The organism is Streptomyces sp. NPDC043854 (assembly GCF_056436005.1).
The window spans coordinates 1-18,942 of record NZ_JBWKDK010000086.1; the positions used below are offsets into that span (position 1 = coordinate 1).

Consider the following 18,942-nt stretch of genomic DNA (forward strand, 5'->3'; position numbering starts at 1 on the left):
ATCACACCGCCCGCCGGGAGCGCCTGCATCAGCCGGCCGCGCGCCGCGACCAGCGCACACGCGTCGTCCAGCGACAGCACCCCGGCCACATGGGCAGCCGCGACCTCGCCGATCGAATGCCCGGCCACGAAGTCCGGCTTCACACCCCACGATGCGACAAGCCGGAACAGCGCCACCTCGATCGCGAACAGCGCCGGCTGGGTGTAGGCCGTGCGGTCCAGCAGGTCGGCGTCACTTCCGAACAGGACGTCCTTCAGGGGCAGTTCGAGGTGGGCGTCCATGCGGGCGCAGATCGCGTCGAGCGCGTCCGCGAACACCGGCCGGGTCTCGTACAGCTCGCGGCCCATGCCGAGGCGCTGGCTGCCCTGACCGGTGAACAGGAAGGCGGTCTTGCCGGCGTTCGGCGTTCCCTCGACGAGGGCGGCTGCCGGGCCGCCGTCCGCCAGCGTCTCCAGGGCGGCGAGCAGGGAGGCGCGGTCGGCGGCGACCACGGCGGCGCGGTGCTCGAACGCGGAGCGGCCGACGGCCAGGGAGAGGCCGAGGTCGGCGGGGCGCAGTTCGGGGTGCCGGACGGCGTGGGTGTGCAGCCCGCGGGCCTGGTCGCGCAGGGCGTCGCGGGTCCGGGCCGACAGGACCCACGGCAGCGGCACGTCGGCCGGTACGGGGGCGGGGTCGGCCGCGGGCTCGGCTTCCGGGGCCTGTTCGACGATGGTGTGGGCGTTGGTGCCGCTGATGCCGAAGGAGGAGATGCCGGCCCGGCGCGGGCGTCCGGTCTCGGGCCACGCCGCGGCCTCGGTCAGCAGGGCGACGTCGCCCGCCGTCCAGTCGACGTGCGGGGTGGGCTCGTCCACGTGCAGGGTCTGCGGCAGCACCCCGTGCTGCATGGCGAGGACCATCTTCATCACACCGGCGACGCCGGCCGCGGCCTGGGTGTGGCCGAGGTTCGACTTGATGGAGCCGAGCAGCAGGGGCTGCCCGTCGGGGCGGTCCTGGCCGTAGGTTGCCAGCAGTGCCTGGGCCTCGATCGGATCGCCCAGCCGGGTACCCGTGCCGTGGGCCTCGACCGCGTCCACGTCCGCGGCGGACAGGCCGGCGGCGGCCAGGGCCTGCCGGATGACCCGCTGCTGCGAGGGGCCGTTCGGGGCCGTCAGGCCGTTGCTGGCGCCGTCCTGGTTGACGGCCGAGCCGCGGACCAGTGCCAGGACCGGGTGGCCGTTGCGGCGGGCGTCGGAGAGGCGTTCGACGAGGAGCATGCCGAGGCCCTCGCCCCAGCCGGTGCCGTCGGCCGCGGCCGCGAAGGCCTTGATCCGGCCGTCGGCGGCCAGGCCGCGCTGGCGGCTGAAGTCGATGAAGGAGGCGGGCGTGGACATGACGGTCACACCGCCGGCCAGGGCCATGGTGCACTCGCCGGCGCGCAGGGCCTGGATCGCCCAGTGCAGCGCGACCAGCGAGGAGGAGCAGGCGGTGTCGACGGTGACGGCCGGGCCTTCCAGGCCCAGGACGTAGCTGACGCGTCCCGAGACGACGCTCGCCGCGTTGCCGGTGCCGAGGAAGCCCTCGGTGCCGTCGGGGGCGGCGAGGATGACGTCGAGGTAGTCCTGGCCGTTGGTGCCGGTGAACACGCCGATCCGCTCGCCGCGCACGGTGGCGGGGTCGATGCCGGCCCGTTCGAAGGCCTCCCACGAGGTTTCCAGCAGGAGCCGCTGCTGCGGGTCCATGGCGAGGGCCTCGCGGGGGGAGATCCCGAAGAAGGCGGGGTCGAACTCGGCGGCGTCGGCGAGGAAGCCGCCCTCGCGGACGTAGGTGGTGTTCTCGGTGAGGGACTCGGGGTCGTAGAGGCCGTCGAGGTCCCAGCCGCGGTCGGCGGGGAAGCCGGAGATCGCGTCGCGGCCGGCCGCGAGCAGCTCCCACAGCTGCTCCGGGGTGTCCACCCCGCCGGGGAAGCGGCAGCTCATGGCGACGATCGCGATGGGGTCGTCGGCGGCGGGGGTGCCCGTCGCTGCAACGGCGCCGTCCGCCGCGCCGGCGGCGGCATCGGCGGGGTTCGCGTCGCCGAGGAGTTCGCCCTGGAGGAAGGCGGCCAGGGCGAGGGAGTTGGGGTAGTCGAAGATCAGGGTGGCGGGCAGGCGCAGGCCGGTGCGCGCGGTGAGGAGGTTGCGGATCTCGACCGCGGTGAGGGAGTCGAAGCCGAGGTCGCGGAAGGCGATGGCCGGGTCGACGGAGGCCGGGCCCGGGTGGCCGAGGACGGCGGCGATCTGGGTGCGGACGAACTCCAGGGCGAGCGCGTCGCGTTCGCCGGCCGGGGCCCGGCCGAGCTGCCGGGCGAGGGTCTCGGCCGGGCCGGCGGCCCCGGTGTCGGCGGTGTCGGCCGCGGCGAGGGCCTGCACGGCCTCGGGGAGGTCGGCGATCAGCGGGCAGGGGCGTACGGCGGTGAGGCCGGGCGCCAGCCGGTCCCAGTCGATGTCGGCGACCACGGACGCCGTCTCGTCGAGGGTGAGGGCGATGTGCAGGGCCGACAGGGCGAGTTCGGGGGCGAGCGCCGGGAGTCCGGCGGCCCGCAGGCGGTCGGCGACGGCCTCTTCGGTGGCCATGCCGCCCTCGGCCCAGGCGCCCCAGGAGACGACCGTGGCGGGCAGGCCGTCGGCGCGGCGCTGCTCGGCGAGGGCGTCCAGGGAGGCGTTGGCGGCGGCGTAGTTGGCCTGTCCGGCGGCGCCGAAGGCGGCGGCGACGGAGGAGAAGAGGACGAACGCGGAGAGGTCCAGGTCGCGGGTCAGCTCGTGCAGGACGCCGGCCGCGTGGGCCTTGGGGCGCAGGACTGCGGCCAGGCGGCGCGGGGTCTGCGCGTCGAGGACGCCGTCGTCGAGGACGCCGGCGGCGTGGACGACGGTGGTCAGCGGCAGGTCGGCCGGGATGCCGGCGAGCAGCTCGGCGACGGCGTCGCGGTCGGCGGCGTCGCAGGCCGCGAGGGTGACGCGGGTGCCCAGGTCGCGGAGTTCGGCGGCGAGTTCGGCCGCGCCGTCGGCCTCGGGGCCGCGCCGGCTGACGAGCAGCAGGTGCTCGGCGCCGTTGCGGGCGAGCCAGCGGGCCACGTGGCCGCCGAGCGCGCCGGTGCCGCCGGTGATCAGGGCGGTGCCGGAGGCGGTCCACTCGCCGGCGGGGGCCTGCTCCCGGGGGGCGCGGACCAGCCTGCGGACGAAGATGCCGGTGGAGCGGACGGCGAGGTGGTCCTCGGTGCCGAGGCCCGCGAGGACGTCGGCGAGACGGGCGGCGGAGCGCTCGTCGGGGGTCGGGGGCAGGTCGACGAGGCCGCCCCAGCGGCCGGGGAGTTCGAGGGCGGCGGTGCGGCCGAAGCCCCAGACGGCGGCCTGGGCGGATCCGGTGGGCCGGTCGGAGCGGCCGGTGGACACCGCGCCCCGGGTGGCGGCCCAGAGCGGGGCGTCGAGGTCGGCGTCGCCGAGGGCCTGGACGAGGGCGAGGGTGGCGGCGAGGCCGGCGGTCAGGGCCGGGTCCTCGGGGTGCGGCTGCTCGTCGAGGGCGAGCAGGGAGAGCACTCCGGCGGGCGTGTCCGCCCCCGTCAGGGCCTCGCCGATGCGGTGGGCGAGGGCGGCCCGGCCGTCGGCCGTCGTGTCGACCGTGAGGGTGCCGACGGTGACGCCGCGGGCGGTCAGGGCCTCGGCGGCGGCGACCGCCCAGGGGGCGTCGGCGTGGCCGGCGGGTACGGCGAGGAGCCAGTGGCCGGCCAGGGGCGCGGGCTCGGTGTCGGTGAGCGGCTTCCAGGTGATGCGGTAGCGCCAGCCGCCGACGGTGTCGCGGTCGCGGTGGCGGCGGTGCCAGGCGGAGAGGGCGGGCAGCACGCTGCTGAGCGGCTCGTCTCCGGTGACGCCGAGGGTGTCGGCGAGCGCGGCCAGGTCCTCGCTGTCGACGACCTCCCAGAACCGGGCGTCGGTGGCGCCGAGGGCGCGGCCGTCGGCGGGTTCGGTGAAGTCGGTGAAGGGGTCGCGGGGCCAGTACAGCTCGCGCTGGAAGGCATACGTCGGCAGCTCGGCGCGGCGGGTGCCGGTGCCGGCGAAGCGAGCGGCCCAGTCCGGGGAGAGCCCGCGGACGTGGGCGCCGGCGACGGCGGCGGTGACGGACCGGGCCTCGGGGCGGCCGGGGCGCAGCGCGGGCAGGAAGGCGGCGGCGCGGGGGCCGGTGGCGGTCTGGCAGTCCTGGCCGAGGGCGGAGAGGACGCCGCCGGGGCCGAGTTCGACGTACGCGGTGACGCCGCGGCTCTCCAGCCAGCGGACGGCGTCGAGGAAGCGGACGGCCTCGCGGACGTGCCGCACCCAGAAGTCGGCCGAGGCCATGTCGCCGCCGGCGAGGGCGCCGGTGAGGCAGGACACGACGGGGATGCGCGGGGCCTCGTACGTGAGCCCCTCGGCCACCCGGCGGAAGGCGTCGAGCATGCCGTCCATGCGCGGGGAGTGGAAGGCGTGGCTGACGGTGAGCCGCTTGGTCTTGCGGCCCTGCGCCTCGAAAGCGGACGCGAGGGCGAGGGCCGCGTCCTCGTCGCCGGCGATGACCACCGACTGCGGGCCGTTGACCGCGGCGATGCCCACCCCGTCGGTGAGCAGCGGCGCGACCTCGTCCTCCGACGCCTCCACTGCGATCATCACCCCGCCGGCGGGCAGTTGCTGCATCAGCCGGCCGCGGGCGGCGACCAGCGTGCACGCGTCGTCCAGGGAGAACACACCGGCCACGTGGGCGGCGGCGATCTCGCCGATGGAGTGCCCGGCGAGGAAGTGCGGGCGCAGGCCCCAGCTCTCCACGAGCCGGTACAGCGCCACCTCGACCGCGAAGAGCGCGGGCTGGGTGTACGGGGTGCGGTGGAGCAGCTCCGCGTCCGTCCCGAACAGCACCTTCTTCAGGGGCAGTTCGAGGAGCGGGTCGAGCCGCTCGCACACCGCGTCCAGCGCGGCCGCGAACACCGGCTGGGTGTCGTGGAGTTCGCGGCCCATGCCGAGGCGCTGGCTGCCCTGGCCGGTGAACAGGAACGCCAGTTTGCCTTCCGTGGCGGTCCCCTCGACCACGTCGGTCGACGGCCGGCCTTCGGCGAGGGCGGCGAGCCCGGCGAGGAGTCCGTCCCGGTCGTCCGCGACGACCGCGGCACGGCGGTCGAGGGCGGCGCGGGTGAGCGCCTGGGCGGAGGCGACGTCGTCGATGCGGAGCCCGGGCCGGTCGGTGAGGTGGGCGTGCAGGGCGGCTGCCTGGGCGCGCAGCGCGGCCTCGGTCTTGCCGGACAGGACGACCGGCCAGACGGCCGGCCCGGCTGCGGCGCTCCGGTCGTCGGCGGCGGGCCGGTCGTCGGTGTCCTGCTCGTCCGCGGCGGGCTCGTCGCCGCCCTCGAGGATGACGTGGGCGTTGGTGCCGCTCATGCCGAAGGACGAGACGCCGATCCGGCGGGGCCCGTCGTGCCGCGGCCAGGGCCGTGCCTCGGTGAGCAGGGACACCTCGCCCGCCGACCAGTCGACGTGCGGGGTGGGCTCGGACACGTGCAGGGTGCGCGGCAGCAGTCCGTGCCGCATGGCCATGACGCTCTTGATGACGCCGGCGACGCCGGCGGCGGCCTGGGCGTGGCCGATGTTGGTCTTGAGCGAGCCCAGCCACAGCGGCCGACCGTCGGGCCGGTCCTGGCCGTACGTGGCGATGATCGCCTGCGCTTCGATGGGGTCGCCGAGGCCGGTTCCCGTGCCGTGCGCCTCGACGGCGTCCACCTGGCCGGGCGTGAGCCGGGCGTTGGACAGCGCCTGGAGGATGACGCGCTGCTGGGAGGGCCCGTTGGGGGCGGTCAGGCCGTTGCTGGCGCCGTCCTGGTTGACGGCGGTGCCGCGGATGACGGCGAGGACGTGGTGGCCCTTGCGGCGGGCGTCGGAGAGCCGCTCGACGAGGAGGATGCCGACGCCTTCGGCGAGGCTGAAGCCGTCGGCGTCCGGCGAGAACGCCTTGCAGCGGCCGTCGACGGCGAGGCCGCGCTGCTTGCTGTAGTCGATGAACGTGCCGGGCGCCGCCATCAGGGTGGCGCCGCCGGCGAGGGCGAGCGAGCATTCGCCGTTGCGCAGGGCCTGCACGGCCAGGTGCAGGGCGACGAGGGAGGAGGAGCAGGCGGTGTCGACGGTGACGGCCGGGCCTTCGAGACCGAAGGTGTACGACAGGCGGCCCGAGGCGACGCTCGCCGCGTTGCCGGTGCCGAGGTAGCCCTCCACGTTCTCGGAGGAGCTCAGCAGCGCGGTCAGGTAGTCGTGGCTGCTGGTGCCGACGAACACGCCGACCTGCTTGCCGCGCAAGGACGTCGGGTCGATGCCCGCGCGCTCGAAGGCCTCCCAGGAGGTCTCCAGCAGGAGCCGCTGCTGCGGGTCCATGGCGAGGGCCTCGCGCGGGGAGATCCCGAAGAGCGACGGGTCGAAGCGGGCGAAGTCCCGGACGAAGCCGCCCTGGTCGGCGTAGCTGGTGCCCGGGTTCTCGGGATCCGGGTGGTAGACGGTGTCCATGTCCCAGCCGCGCTCGGCGGGGAAGCCGGTGATGGCGTCGGTCTCGTCGACGACCAGCTGCCAGAGTTCCTCGGGCGAGGCCGCGCCGCCGGGGTAGCGGCAGCCCATGCCGACGATGGCGATGGGGTCCTGGTTCTTGGCCTCGGCGTCGCGGAGCCGCTGACGCGTCTGGTGCAGATCTGCCGTCACCAGCTTCAGGTAGTCCCGCAGCGTTTGTTCGTTCGCCATGTAACGCAACCACCCAATTTTGCAGCAGACGGCATCGGAAAGACTGAGCGCAGAGCCGAGAATCACCATCGGAAATGCGGCGCTTCGCATATCGAGCGAAACGATTGCTCGGCGGCAGGCTATTTGCCGCCCAATCTCCCCGACAACCCCTAACTGCCCCCTACGCACCCCAGGAAGGCGGAATACGCAGGGGGCAGCACCCCCTGGCCAAATCGCGGGCAATTACTCGGGGGTTGGCCATCTTCACCAATTATCGGCAGGCCGTCAATAACGGCCGAGGCCCTTGTTGATAAAGGCGAACAGCTCCTCGTCGGTCGCGTCCTGGAGGTGTTCGACCCCGTCGAGGACGGCGTCCGGGCCGTCTTCCGTGCCGCCGTGGGCGGGAGCGGGTGCGGAGCCGTCCGCGGCGGCCGTGCCGGGCTGCCGAGCGGCCGGGTCCTCGCTGTCGTTCCACTTGGCCAGCAGCGCCTGGAGCCGCATGGTCACCCGGGCCCGTACGACGCTGTCGGCGGTGCCCTGTCCGAGGACGGCCTCCAGCCGGTCGAGCTCTTCCAGCAGCGGGGCCCCTCCGGCGACCGCGTCGGGCACGATCCCGGCGCGCAGGTGGGCGGCCACGGCGGCCGGGGTGGGGTGGTCGAAGACCAGGCTGGCCGGCAGTTTCAGGCCGCTGACCGCGCCGAGGCGGTTGCGCAGCTCGACGGAGGTGAGGGAGTCGAAGCCCAGCTCCTTGAACGCGCGGCCGGCCTCGACGGCCGCCAGGTCGGCGTGTCCGAGGACGGCTGCGACGGCCGTGCGCACCAGGTCCAGCAGGAGGCGTTCCTGCTCGACCCCGGGCAGTCCGGCGAGCTGCCGGCTGAGCGGTACTCCCCCGGTCAGGTCCTCGGCGGACTCCCGTTCCGCGCTCTCGATGACCCGCCGCGCCTCGGGGAGCTCCAGGAGCAGCGGCCGGGCCCGGTCGGCGGTGAAGGCGAGCGTGAACCGCTTCCAGTCCATGTCGACCACGGTCAGGGTGGTCTCGTCCCGGTCCAGGGCGTGCCCCAGTGCGGCCAGGGTCCGCTCCGGGGCCATCGCGAGGATTCCGTGGCGGCGCATCCGGTCGCCGACGGCGCCTTCGGCCATGCCGCCGTCGCTCCAGGGGCCCCAGGCGAGGGAGGTGGCGGGCAGGCCGGCGGCCCGCCGGTACTCGGCGAAGGCGTCGAGGAAGGCGTTGCCGGGAGCGTAGTTGCCGTGGCCGGGGCCGCCGAAGGTGGCGGCGGAGGAGGAGAAGAGGACGAACGCGGACAGGTCGAGGTCGCGGGTCAGCTCGTGCAGGTGCCGGGTCGCGTCGACCTTGACCCGCAGGACCCGCTCGACCTGATCGGGGGTGAGCGTCTCGATGACCCCGTCGTCGAGGACGGCCGCCGTGTGCACGACGGCGGTCAGCGGCTGCTCGGCGGGCACGGTCGCGAGCAGTGCGGCGAGGGCGTCGCGGTCGCCGACGTCGCAGGCGGCGATCGTCACTCGGGCGCCGAGCCCGGCGAGTTCGGCGCGGAGTTCGGCGGCGCCGGGCGCGTCGGGGCCGCGACGGCTGGCGAGGACCAGGTGTTCGGCGCCGTGCGCGGCGAGCCAGCGGGCCACGTGGGCGCCGAGCGCGCCCGTGCCGCCGGTGACGAGGGTGGTACCGCTCGGCCGCCAGTCGCGTACCGCCGGGGTCTCGGCCGGCCGGGCGCGGACGATCCGGCGTACGAGCAGTCCGGAAGGCCGGATGGCGACCTGGTCCTCGGCGGCGTCCCCGGCCAGGACGCCCACCAGCCGGTCCAGGCTCCGGTCGTCGGCCTGCGCGGGCAGGTCGATCAGGCCTCCCCAACGATCCCCCTGCTCCATGGAGGCGACGCGGCCGAGACCCCAGATGAGTGCCTGCGCCGGGTCCTCGACCCGGTCGGACCGTCCGGCGGCGACCGCACCCCGGGTGACGCACCACAGGGGCGCGGCCACGTCGGCGTCACCGAGGGCCTGGGACAGCGCCAGTGCGGCGGTGAAGGGCTGATCGCTGCCGAGGGCGAGGAGGGAGAGCACACCGGCGGGGTCGGTCCCGTCGCCGGTGACGGCCTTCAGGGTGGTGGTGAGCGCGTCCCGGTCGGCGGCGTCGACCGGGACGGTCACCGTACGGACCTCCGCGCCGCGGTCGACCAGCGTACGCAGCACGGCGGCGGCCGTGTCACCGGCCGGACCGGCCAGGGGCTCGGGCACGACGACCAGCCAGGTGGCCGACAGCTGCGGTTTCGCCGGGCCGTCGGCCTGCGACTTCCACGTGACGCGGTAGCACCAGCCGTCGACGATGGACTCCTCGCGGCTCTGCCGCCGCCAGGAGGAGAGGCCGGGCAGGACCGTGCCCAGCGACTGGATCGCGTCGGGGGTGTCGAAGGCCAGGGCCTCGGCCAGCGCCGTCACGTCCTCGCGTTCGACGGCGTCCCAGAACCGTGCGTCGAGCGCGCTCTCGGCAGGGCGCGCCGCCGGCTCGACGGGCGCCGGCTCCGGCCAGAACCGCTGCGACTGGAAGGCGTAGGTCGGCAGGTCCACGCGCCGGGCACCGGTCCCGGCGAAGACGGCGTCCCAGTCCACGGTCGCACCGCGGACCCAGGCCTCACCGAGGGAGAGCCAGAACCGGTCCAGCCCGCCTTCGTTGCGGCGCAGGGTGCCCAGGACTGCCGCCTCGCGGCCGGCGTCCTCGACGGTCTCCTGCACGCCGACGGTCAGCACCGGGTGCGGGCTGGACTCCACGAACACGCCGAAGCCCTGCTCCAGCAGCTTCCGGGTGGCCTCCTCCAGCTCCACCGTCTGCCGCAGATTACGGAACCAGTAACCGGCGTCCAGCTCGGGCCCGTTGACCCACTCACCGGTGACGGTGGACAGGAAGGGCACCTCGGCGGGCTGCGGGGCGATCGGCGCCAACAGCTCGGCCAGCTCCTCCCTCAGCAGCTCCACCTGTGCGGAGTGGGAGGCGTAGTCCACCGCGATCCGCTTCGCACGCACCCCGTCCGCCTCACAGGCGGCCAGGAACTCGTCCAGGGCCTGGACCTCACCGGAGACGACCACCGAGGACGGGCCGTTGGCCGCGGCGACGGAGACCCGCTCCTCACCCCACGGCGCGATCCGCTCCCGGACCCCGGCAGCCGGCAGCGGCACGGACACCATGCCACCCAGCCCGGCCAGGACCCGGCCGATGGCCTGGCTCCGCAGCGCCACCACCCGGGCCGCGTCCTCCAGGGAGAGGATCCCGGCCACGCACGCGGCGGCGATCTCACCCTGCGAGTGGCCGATCACCGCACCGGGGCGGACACCCGCGGCGCGCCAGACCTCCGCCAGCGACACCATCACCGCGAACAGGGCCGGCTGCACCACGTCCACCCGATCCAACGAGGGCGTACCCTCGGCACCACGCAGCACCTCCACCAACGACCAGTCGGTGAAGGGCTCCAACGCCTTCGCACACTCATCCACCCGGGCAGCAAACACGGGAGAGTTCTCCAGCAGCGCCGCCGCCATCCCCACCCACTGCGAGCCCTGCCCCGGGAACACGAACGCCGTCTTCCCGCCGACCACGGACCCGGTCACCACACCGGCGGCCAGGCCACCCGAGGCCACCGTGCCCAGACCCGCGGCATGGTCGCCCAGCACCACGGCCCGGTGCTCCAGCGCCGCCCGGGTCGACGCCAGCGACCAGCCCACATCCACCGGGTCGAGCAGGTCCACCTCCCCGGCCAGCCGGCCCGCCAGCCGTTCCGCCTGCGCCCGCAGCGCGGCCGCGCTCTTGCCCGACAGCACCCACGGCACCACCGGCATCGCTGAGCGGGCATCCCCCTCCGGAGCCTCCGCCTCCGGGCTCTCCGCCTCCGGGCTCTCCGCCTCCGGCGCCTGCTCCACGATCACGTGCGCGTTCGTGCCGCTGAACCCGAACGAGGACACACCCGCACGGCGCGGATGCGTCGTCTCGGGCCACGGCGTCCGCTCGGTGAGCAGGGCGACGGCGCCGGACTCCCAGTCCACGTGCGGGGAGGGCTCGTTGATGTGGAGGCTCTGCGGCAGCACGCCGTGCTGCATGGCCAGGACCATCTTCATCACGCCGGCGACACCGGCGGCGGCCTGGGTGTGCCCGATGTTGGACTTGACCGACCCCAGCAGCAGCGGCCGGTCCGCCGGGCGGTCCTGCCCGTACGTCGCGAGCAGCGCCTGTGCCTCGATCGGGTCGCCGAGCGAGGTGCCCGTGCCGTGGGCCTCGACGGCGTCGACCTGGTCGGTGGAGAGCCGGGCGTTGGCGAGGGCCTGCCGGATGACGCGCTGCTGCGACGGCCCGTTCGGGGCGGTCAGGCCATTGCTCGCGCCGTCCTGGTTGACTGCGGAGCCCCGGACCACGGCCAGGACGGGGCGGCCGTTCTTCCGTGCGTCGGAGAGCCGCTCCAGCAGCAGTACGCCCACGCCCTCGGCGGGGCCGAAGCCGTCGGCTCCCGAAGCGAACGCCTTGCACCGGCCGTCCGCGGACAGTCCGCGCTGCTTGCTGAACTCCACGAAGAGGCCGGGGGTGGACATCACGTGCACGCCGCCGGCGACGGCCAGGGTGCACTCCCCGGCCCGCAGCGCCTGCACCGCCAGGTGGAGGGCGACGAGCGAGGCCGAGCAGGCGGTGTCGACGGTGACGGCCGGGCCTTCGAGGCCGAAGGCGTAGGACAGCCGGCCGGAGAGGACGCTGGAGGCGTTGCCGGTGCCGAGGTGGCCCGCGTAGTCCTCGGCGGCTTCCAGCAGCGGGGTCAGGTAGTCCGAGCCGTTCATGCCGACGAACACGCCGCACTGGCTGCCGCGCAGGCCGTTCGGGTCGATGCCCGCCCGCTCGAAGGCCTCCCAGGAGGTCTCCAGCAGCAGCCGCTGCTGCGGGTCCATCGCCATGGCCTCGCGCGGGGAGATCCCGAAGAAGTCGGCGTCGAACGCGGGGGCGCCGCTGAGGAACCCGCCCTCGCGGGTGGTGGAGGTGCCCTGCTCGTCGGGGTCGTCGGAGAACAGGTGGTCCAGGTCCCAGCCGCGGTCCGTGGGGAATTCGGTGAGGGCGTCGCCGCCGGAGGCGAGCAGGTCCCACAGTTCCTCGGGCGTCCGTACGCCTCCGGGGAAGCGGCAGCCCATGGCCGTGATGGCGATGGGCTCGCGGACCTGGCTTTCGATGTCCCGCAGGCGTCCGTACGCCTCGTCGAGATCCGTCGTGACCTTCTTGAGGTATTCGCGGAGCTTTGCTTCGTTCGCCACTGGCGCTTCACCTATTCGCATGGTCGGGACCGCGGAGGAACTCAGGGGAATGCAAGGGAGTTCAAGGAAGTCAGAGGGACCCGAGGATATTTGAGGAAATCCGGAAAGGCGGTGGCCGTACCGCCGGAACAGGGGTTCCGGCGGTACGGCCTGGGGGTGGGTGGGGTTCAGCCTTGGCCGAACTTCTTGTCGATGAGCGCGAACAGCTCGTCGTCGCTCGCGTCCTCGATCTCGTCCGCGGTCGTCGCCGCGCCGTCGGTCCGGCGGGCGTCGTTCCACTGGGCCAGCAGGGCCTGGAGGCGCACCGCGATGCGGGCGTGGGCCGCGTCGTCGCCGGCCGCTGCGGCCAGTGCCGCCGGGTCCAGCGAGGAGAAGCTGCTTTCCAGGCGGTCGAGTTCCTCCAGCACGGAGAGCGTCCGCTCTGCCGTGCCGTCCGGGGCGACCTCGTCGAGCAGGTGCCGGGCGAGGGCGGCCGGGGTCGGGTAGTCGTAGATCAGGGTGGCGGGCAGCCGGAGGCCGGCGGCCGCACCGAGCCGGTTGCGGAGTTCGACGGCGGTCAGCGAGTCGAAGCCGAGCTCCTTGAACGCCTGTTCCTCGCCGATGACTTCGGCCGACCTGTACCCGAGTACGGCGGCCACCTGGCCGCGGACCAGGTCCACGACGGTCCGTTCCCGCTCGGCCGCCGGCAGGCCGGTCAGCCGCTCGGCGAACGTCCGGCCCCCGGCACCGGTGGCCGCGGCCGCGGTCGTCTCCTCTCCGCGCTGCCCGCCGGGCGCCGGCGGCGCCGCCCGCCGCTGCCGGACCGGAGTCCGGACCAGACCGCGGAACACGGGCAGGAGTCCGCCGTCCGCGGCCCGGGCCCGCAGGGTCGGCAGGTCGAGGCCGATCGGCAGCAGGACCGGCTCGCCGTCCGCGGCGGCGAGGGCGGCGTCGAAGAGGGCCAGGCCCTCCGCCGCCGTCAGCGGGGCGACTCCGCCGCGTGCGGCGCGTTCCCGCTCCGCCTCGGTGAGCCGGCCCGCCATGCCGCGTTCCTCGGCCCACATGCCCCACACCAGGGACAGGGCCGCCAGGCCGTGGGCCCGCCGGTGCCGGGCGAGGGCGTCGAGGAACACGTTCGCCGCGGCGTAGTTGGCCTGGCCGGCGGCGCCGAGGGTGCCGGCGGCGGCGGAGAACAGGACGAACGCCGACAGGTCGAGGTGGCGGGTGAGCTCGTGCAGGTGCAGGGCCCCCTCCACCTTGGGCTTCAGGACCCGGTCGACGCGCTCGGGGGTGAGCAGGTCGACGACGCCGTCGTCCAGCACGGCCGCGGTGTGCACGACCGCCGTCAGGGGCCGCTCGGCCGGTACGGACTTCAGGAGCGCAGCCAGTGCGTCCCGGTCGGCGACATCGCATGCCGCCCAGGTGACCTCGGCACCCAGCGCGGTGAGCTGCGCGGTGAGTTCGGGCGCCGTCTCGGTGTCGGCGCCCCGGCGGCCGGTGAGCAGCAGGTGCCGTACGCCGTGCTCGGTGACCAGGTGGCGGGCGAGGAGGCCGGCGAGTCCGCCGCCGGCCCCGGTGACGAGGACCGTACCGCGTGCGTCGATGCGGCTCTCCGGTTCCCCGGCCGCGGCCGGCCGGGCGTCCACCCGTGCGAGGCGGGGTGCGTGGAGGGCCCCGCCGCGTACGGCCAGTTCGGGTTCGGTGGATGCGAGGGCACCGGGCAGGGCCCGGCCGGAGGCCTCGGCACCGTCGAGGTCGACGAGGAGGAACCGGTCCGGGTGCTCGGTCTGCGCGGCGCGCAGCAGCCCCCACACCGGGGTGTGGGCGAGGTCGCCCGGCTCGGTGTCCTGGTGGGCGGCCACCGCGCCCCGGGTGACGACGGCCAGGCGGGCGCCGGCGAAGCGGCCGTTGTCCAGCCAGCCCTGCACGGTCGCGAGCACGCGGTGCGTCACCTCCCGCGCGTCCTGCGCGAGGCGGGCGGTGTCCGGCGCCGCGGTGCCGGTGGCCGCGGCCGCGGCCTCGGCCGCCGTGAACGGCACGACCACGGTGTCGGGCATCGGCTGCCGCCCGGCCGCGACGGCCGCGTCCAGCGCGCCGAGGTCGTCGTACGCGGCGACGGGGGCTCCCGCGCGGCCCAGCGCGGCGGCCAGGCGGGCGTGTGCGCCGCCGACGCTGCCGGTGGCGTCTCCGATGACCGCGAGGGTCGTGGCGGCCGGGCGGGCCGGGGCCGCCGTACGCACCCAGTCGAGGCGGAACAGCCCGTCCTGCGACGCCCCGTCCGGGGCCGCCGCGAACCGGTCGGCGTCGAGCTCCCGGGTCACCAGTTCCCGGACGGAGGCGACGGGCACGCCCTGCTCGTCGGCCAGTTCGACGGACACCGCGTCGGCGCTGTCGCGGGCGGTGATCCGCATCCGCAGGGCACCGGCGCCGACCGCGTGCAGCGACACCCCTCGCCAGGTGCGGGGTTCGCGGGCGACGGGGTCACCGGTGGCGGGAGCGGCGGTCGCCGCGAGCGCCTGTACGGCGGTGTCGAGCAGGGCCGGGTGCAGGGCGAATCCGCTCGCGGAGGCGTGCAGTTGGTCGGACAGCCGGGCCTCGGCGAAGACCTCCTCGCCCCGGACCCAGATCCGGGTCAGGGTCCTGAGGTCGGGCCCGTGGTAGAGGCCTGCGGCCGCGAGCCGGTCGCGGACGGCGTCGACGGAGACCTCGTCGGCGTCGGCAGGCGGCCACGGCCCGGTGCCGCCGGTTTCGGCGTTGGCGCCTGCCGCTTCCGCGGTGAGGAACCCGGCGGCGTGCCGGGACCAGGCCCCGCCGGACGGCCCGTCTCCGTCGCCCGCCTCCGTGCGGCTGTGTATCTCCACCGGGCGGCGGCCGGTGTCCTCCGCCCCGCCCACGGTGAGCCGGAGCTGTACGGCCCCGTCCTCGGGGAGGACGAGGGGCTCCTCGGCGGTCAGCTCCTCCAGGTGCCCGCAGCCGGCCTCGTCCCCGGCCCGCAGGGCCAGTTCGACGAGGGCCGCGCCGGGCACGACCGCGGAGTCGGCCACGACGTGGTCGGCCAGCCACGGGTGCGTCCGGCGGGAGAGCCGGGCGGTGAACAGGAACCCGCCGGTCCCGGGCAGTTCGACGGCGGCGCCGAGCAGCGGGTGCCCGGCCGGCTCGATGCCGAGCGATGCGGCGTCTTCGGCCGCGGCGAAGGAGTCGATCCAGTAGCGCTCGCGCTGGAAGGCGTAGGTCGGCAGCTCGACGCGGCGGGCGCCGGTGCCGGCGAAGCACGCCGCCCAGTCGACGGTGACGCCGTGGACGTGGGCCTGGCCGAGGGCGGCGGCGAGGGTCTCGGCCTCCGGCCGGCCCTGGCGGAGCACGGACACGAAGACGGCATTGTCGGCGCCGTCGGTGCCGCCGGCGCCGGTCAGGCAGTCCTGGGCGAGTGCGGACAGCACACCGTCGGGCCCGAGTTCGACGTACGCGGTGACGCCGGCGGCTTCCAGGGCGCGGATGCCGTCGAGGAAGCGGACCGCCTGGCGGACGTGCCGGACCCAGTAGTCGGCCGAGGCCATGTCGTCGCCGGCGAGGGCACCGGTCAGGTGGGACACGACCGGGATGCGCGGGGCCGCGTACTCGAGCTGCTCGGCGACCTTGCGGAAGTCGGCCAGCATGCCGTCCATGTGCGGCGAGTGGAAGGCGTGGCTGACGGTCAGGCGCTTGGTCTTCCGGCCGTCCGCCGCGAAGCGCCCGGCGATCTCGGCCGCGGCGTCCTCGTCGCCGGCGATGACCACGGCCTGCGGGCCGTTGACCGCGGCGATGTCCACCCGGTCGGTCCCGGCGAGCAGCGGCAGGACCTCGTCCTCCGAGGCCTGCACGGCGATCATCACACCGCCGGCCGGAAGGGCCTGCATCAGGCGGCCCCGGGCCGCGATCAGGGTGCAGGCGTCGTCCAGGGACAGCACCCCGGCGACGTGCGCGCCCGCGATCTCACCGATCGAGTGCCCGGCCAGGTAGTCCGGCCGCACACCCCGGCTCTCGACGAGCCGGTACAGCGCCACCTCGACGGCGAACAGCGCCGGCTGGGCGTACTCCGTCCGGTCCAGCAGGTCGGCGTCCGCCCCGAACAGCACGGCCTTCAGAGGGAGTCCGAGGTGGGCGTCCATGCGGGCACAGACTGCGTCCAGCGCGGCCGCGAACACCGGGTGGGCGTCGTACAGCTCACGCCCCATACCGAGGCGCTGGCTGCCCTGACCGGTGAACAGGAAGGCCACCTGTCGTTCCGCCGTCGCAACGCCCCTGGTGAGCCGGGCGGCGGTGTCGCCCGACGCCAGCGCGGTCAGCGCCTCGCGGTACTCCTCCCCCGCTCGGGCGACGATCACGGCGCGGTGGTCGAGGACCGTCCGGCCGGCCGCGAGCGAGTGGCCGATGTCCGCCGGCCGCAGCTCGCCGTGTCCGTCGACGTGTGCGAGGAGCCGGGCGGCCTGGTCGCGCAGGGCCTTCTCCGTCCGGCCCGACAGGATCCACGGCCAGGAGCCGGGGTTCTCGGACTCGGCCGGCTCGGGCGCCGCGGAGGTCGGTGCCTGTTCGAGGATGGTGTGGGCGTTCGTACCGCTCACACCGAACGAGGACACGCCGGCCCGGCGCGGGCGCCCGGTCTCGGGCCAGGCCCGCCGCTCGGTGAGGAGCTCGATGTCGCCCGCGGTCCAGTCCACGTGCGGGGTGGGCTCGTCGACGTGCAGGGTCTGCGGCAGCAGCCCGTGGCGCATCGCCATGACCATCTTGATGACGCCCGCCACGCCGGCCGCGGCCTGCGTGTGCCCGATGTTCGACTTGATCGAGCCGAGGAGCAGCGGCTGCCCGTCGGGCCGGTCCTGGCCGTACGTGGCCAGCAGCGCCTGCGCCTCGATCGGGTCGCCCAGCCGCGTGCCGGTGCCGTGCGCCTCGACCGCGTCCACGTCAGTGGCGGACAGGCCCGCGCTCGCGAGGGCGGCACGGATCACGCGCTGCTGCGCGGGCCCGTTGGGCGCCGTCAGGCCGTTGCTCGCACCGTCCTGGTTCACGGCCGAGCCCCGGACCACGGCCAGCACCGGATGCCCGTTGCGCCGGGCGTCCGACAGCCGCTCGACGAGCAGCATGCCCACACCCTCGCCCCAGCCCGTGCCGTCCGCGGCCGATGCGAACGCCTTGATCCGGCCGTCCGCGGCCAGCCCGCCCTGCCGGCTGAACTCGACGAAGGCACCCGGAGTGGACATCACCGTGACACCGCCGGCCAGGGCGATCGAGCATTCGCCGTTGCGGAGCGCCTGCACCGCGAGGTGCAGCGCCACGAGGGAGGCCGAGCAGGCCGTGTCGACGGTGACGGCCGGTCCTTCGAGTCCGAAGACGTAGGAGAGCCGGCCGGAGACGACACTCGCGGAGTTGCCGGTGCTCATGAAGCCGTCCCCGCCGTCCGCGGAGTTCAGCACGAGCGACAGGTAGTCCTGGCCGTTGGTGCCGACGAACACGCCGGTCTGGCTGCCCCGCACCGACGCGGGGTCGATGCCGGCCCGCTCGAACGCCTCCCACGAGGTCTCCAGCAGGAGCCGCTGCTGCGGGTCCATGGCCAGGGCCTCGCGCGGCGAGATCCCGAAGAAGCCGGGGTCGAACTGGGCGACGTCGTAGAGGAATCCGCCTTCGCGGGCGTACGAGGCGTCCTGCCCGAACCGCTGCCCGAACAGTTCCTCGGCGTCCCAGCCGCGGTCGGCCGGGAACTCGCCGATGGCGTCGCCGCCGGCGGCCAGCAGCTGCCAGAGCTCCTCGGGCGTGCGCACCCCGCCGGGGAAGCGGCAGCTCATCGCGACGATCGCGATCGGATCGTCGTCGTCGGCGGCCCGAACCGCCGGGGCGGAGGCGGCCGACTCGCCCTCGGTGCCGAGGAGTTCGCCGCGCAGGTGGTCCGCCAGGTCGGCGGAGGTCGGGTAGTCGTAGATCAGTGTGGCCGGGAGGCGCAGCCCGCTGGCCGCGCCGAGCCGGTTGCGCAGTTCCACGGCCGTCAGCGAGTCGAAGCCGAGCTCCTTGAACGCCCGTCCCGCGGAGATGCTCTCCGCGCCGGAGTGGCCGAGGACCGCGGCGACCTCCTTGCGCACGAGGTCGAGCAGCAGCCGGTCCCGCTCGGCGGCGGAGCGGCCCGCCAGCCGTTGCGCGAGGGAGTGGCGGTCGTCACCAGCCGTGTCGCCCGGGCCGTCGCCGCCGGGTCGGGTGGCGACGGCGGCGCGCGCCTCGGGGAGTTCGGCGAGGAGGCGGCTGGGGCGCACCGCCGTGAAGCCGGGGGCGAAACGCTCCCAGTCCACGTCCGCGACGGTGACGACGGTGTCGTTCGCGTCGAGGGCGCGCTGGAGGGCGTCCACGGCCGACTCGGCGGCCATGGGCGGTACGCCGCCCCGGCGCATCCGGTTTTCGAGCGCCTGGTCGGCGGCCATGCCGCCCTCGGCCCACGGGCCCCAGGCGAGGGAGGTCGCGGCGAGCCCGGCGGCCCGGCGCTGCTCGGCGAGCGCGTCCAGGTAGGCGTTGGCGGCGGCGTAGTTGGCCTGGCCGGCCGTTCCCCATGTCCCGGTGACGGAGGAGAAGAGCACGAAGGCCGACAGGTGGATGCCGAGCTCGGCGGTCAGCTCGTGCAGGTGGAGCGCGGACGTCGCCTTGGCGCGCAGGACGCTCTGGAAGCGTTCCGGGGTCAGGGTGTCCAGAACGCCGTCGTCCAGGATTCCGGCGGTGTGGACGACCGCCGTCAGCGTCTCGGCCTCGGCCGCCAGCAGCATCCGCAGGGCGTCCCGGTCGGCGGCGTCGCAGGCCACGACCGCCACCTCGACGCCGAGTTCCGCCAGCTCGTCGGCCAGTTCGGCGGCGCCGGGCGCGTCGGCGCCCCGGCGGCTGGTCAGCACCAGCCGCTCGGCACCCGCGCCGGCCAGCCAGCGGG

At 75.1% G+C, this 18,942-nt stretch carries 3 protein-coding genes; all 3 read right to left on the reverse strand.

Going from position 1 to position 18,942, the window contains the following annotated elements; all coding sequences use genetic code 11:
- The coding region (locus AC068A_RS35590; protein ID WP_478590441.1) for a type I polyketide synthase at positions 1-6,755 on the reverse strand (6,755 nt) is incomplete at its 3' end.
- Between the two features lie 264 nt (positions 6,756-7,019).
- Positions 7,020-12,047, reverse strand: a complete 5,028-nt coding sequence (locus tag AC068A_RS35595) for a type I polyketide synthase (RefSeq protein ID WP_478590442.1) — start codon at positions 12,045-12,047, stop codon at positions 7,020-7,022.
- A 146-nt stretch (positions 12,048-12,193) separates the two neighbouring features.
- A partial coding sequence (locus AC068A_RS35600) for a type I polyketide synthase (RefSeq protein WP_478590443.1) occupies positions 12,194-18,942 on the reverse strand: 6,749 nt, incomplete at its 5' end.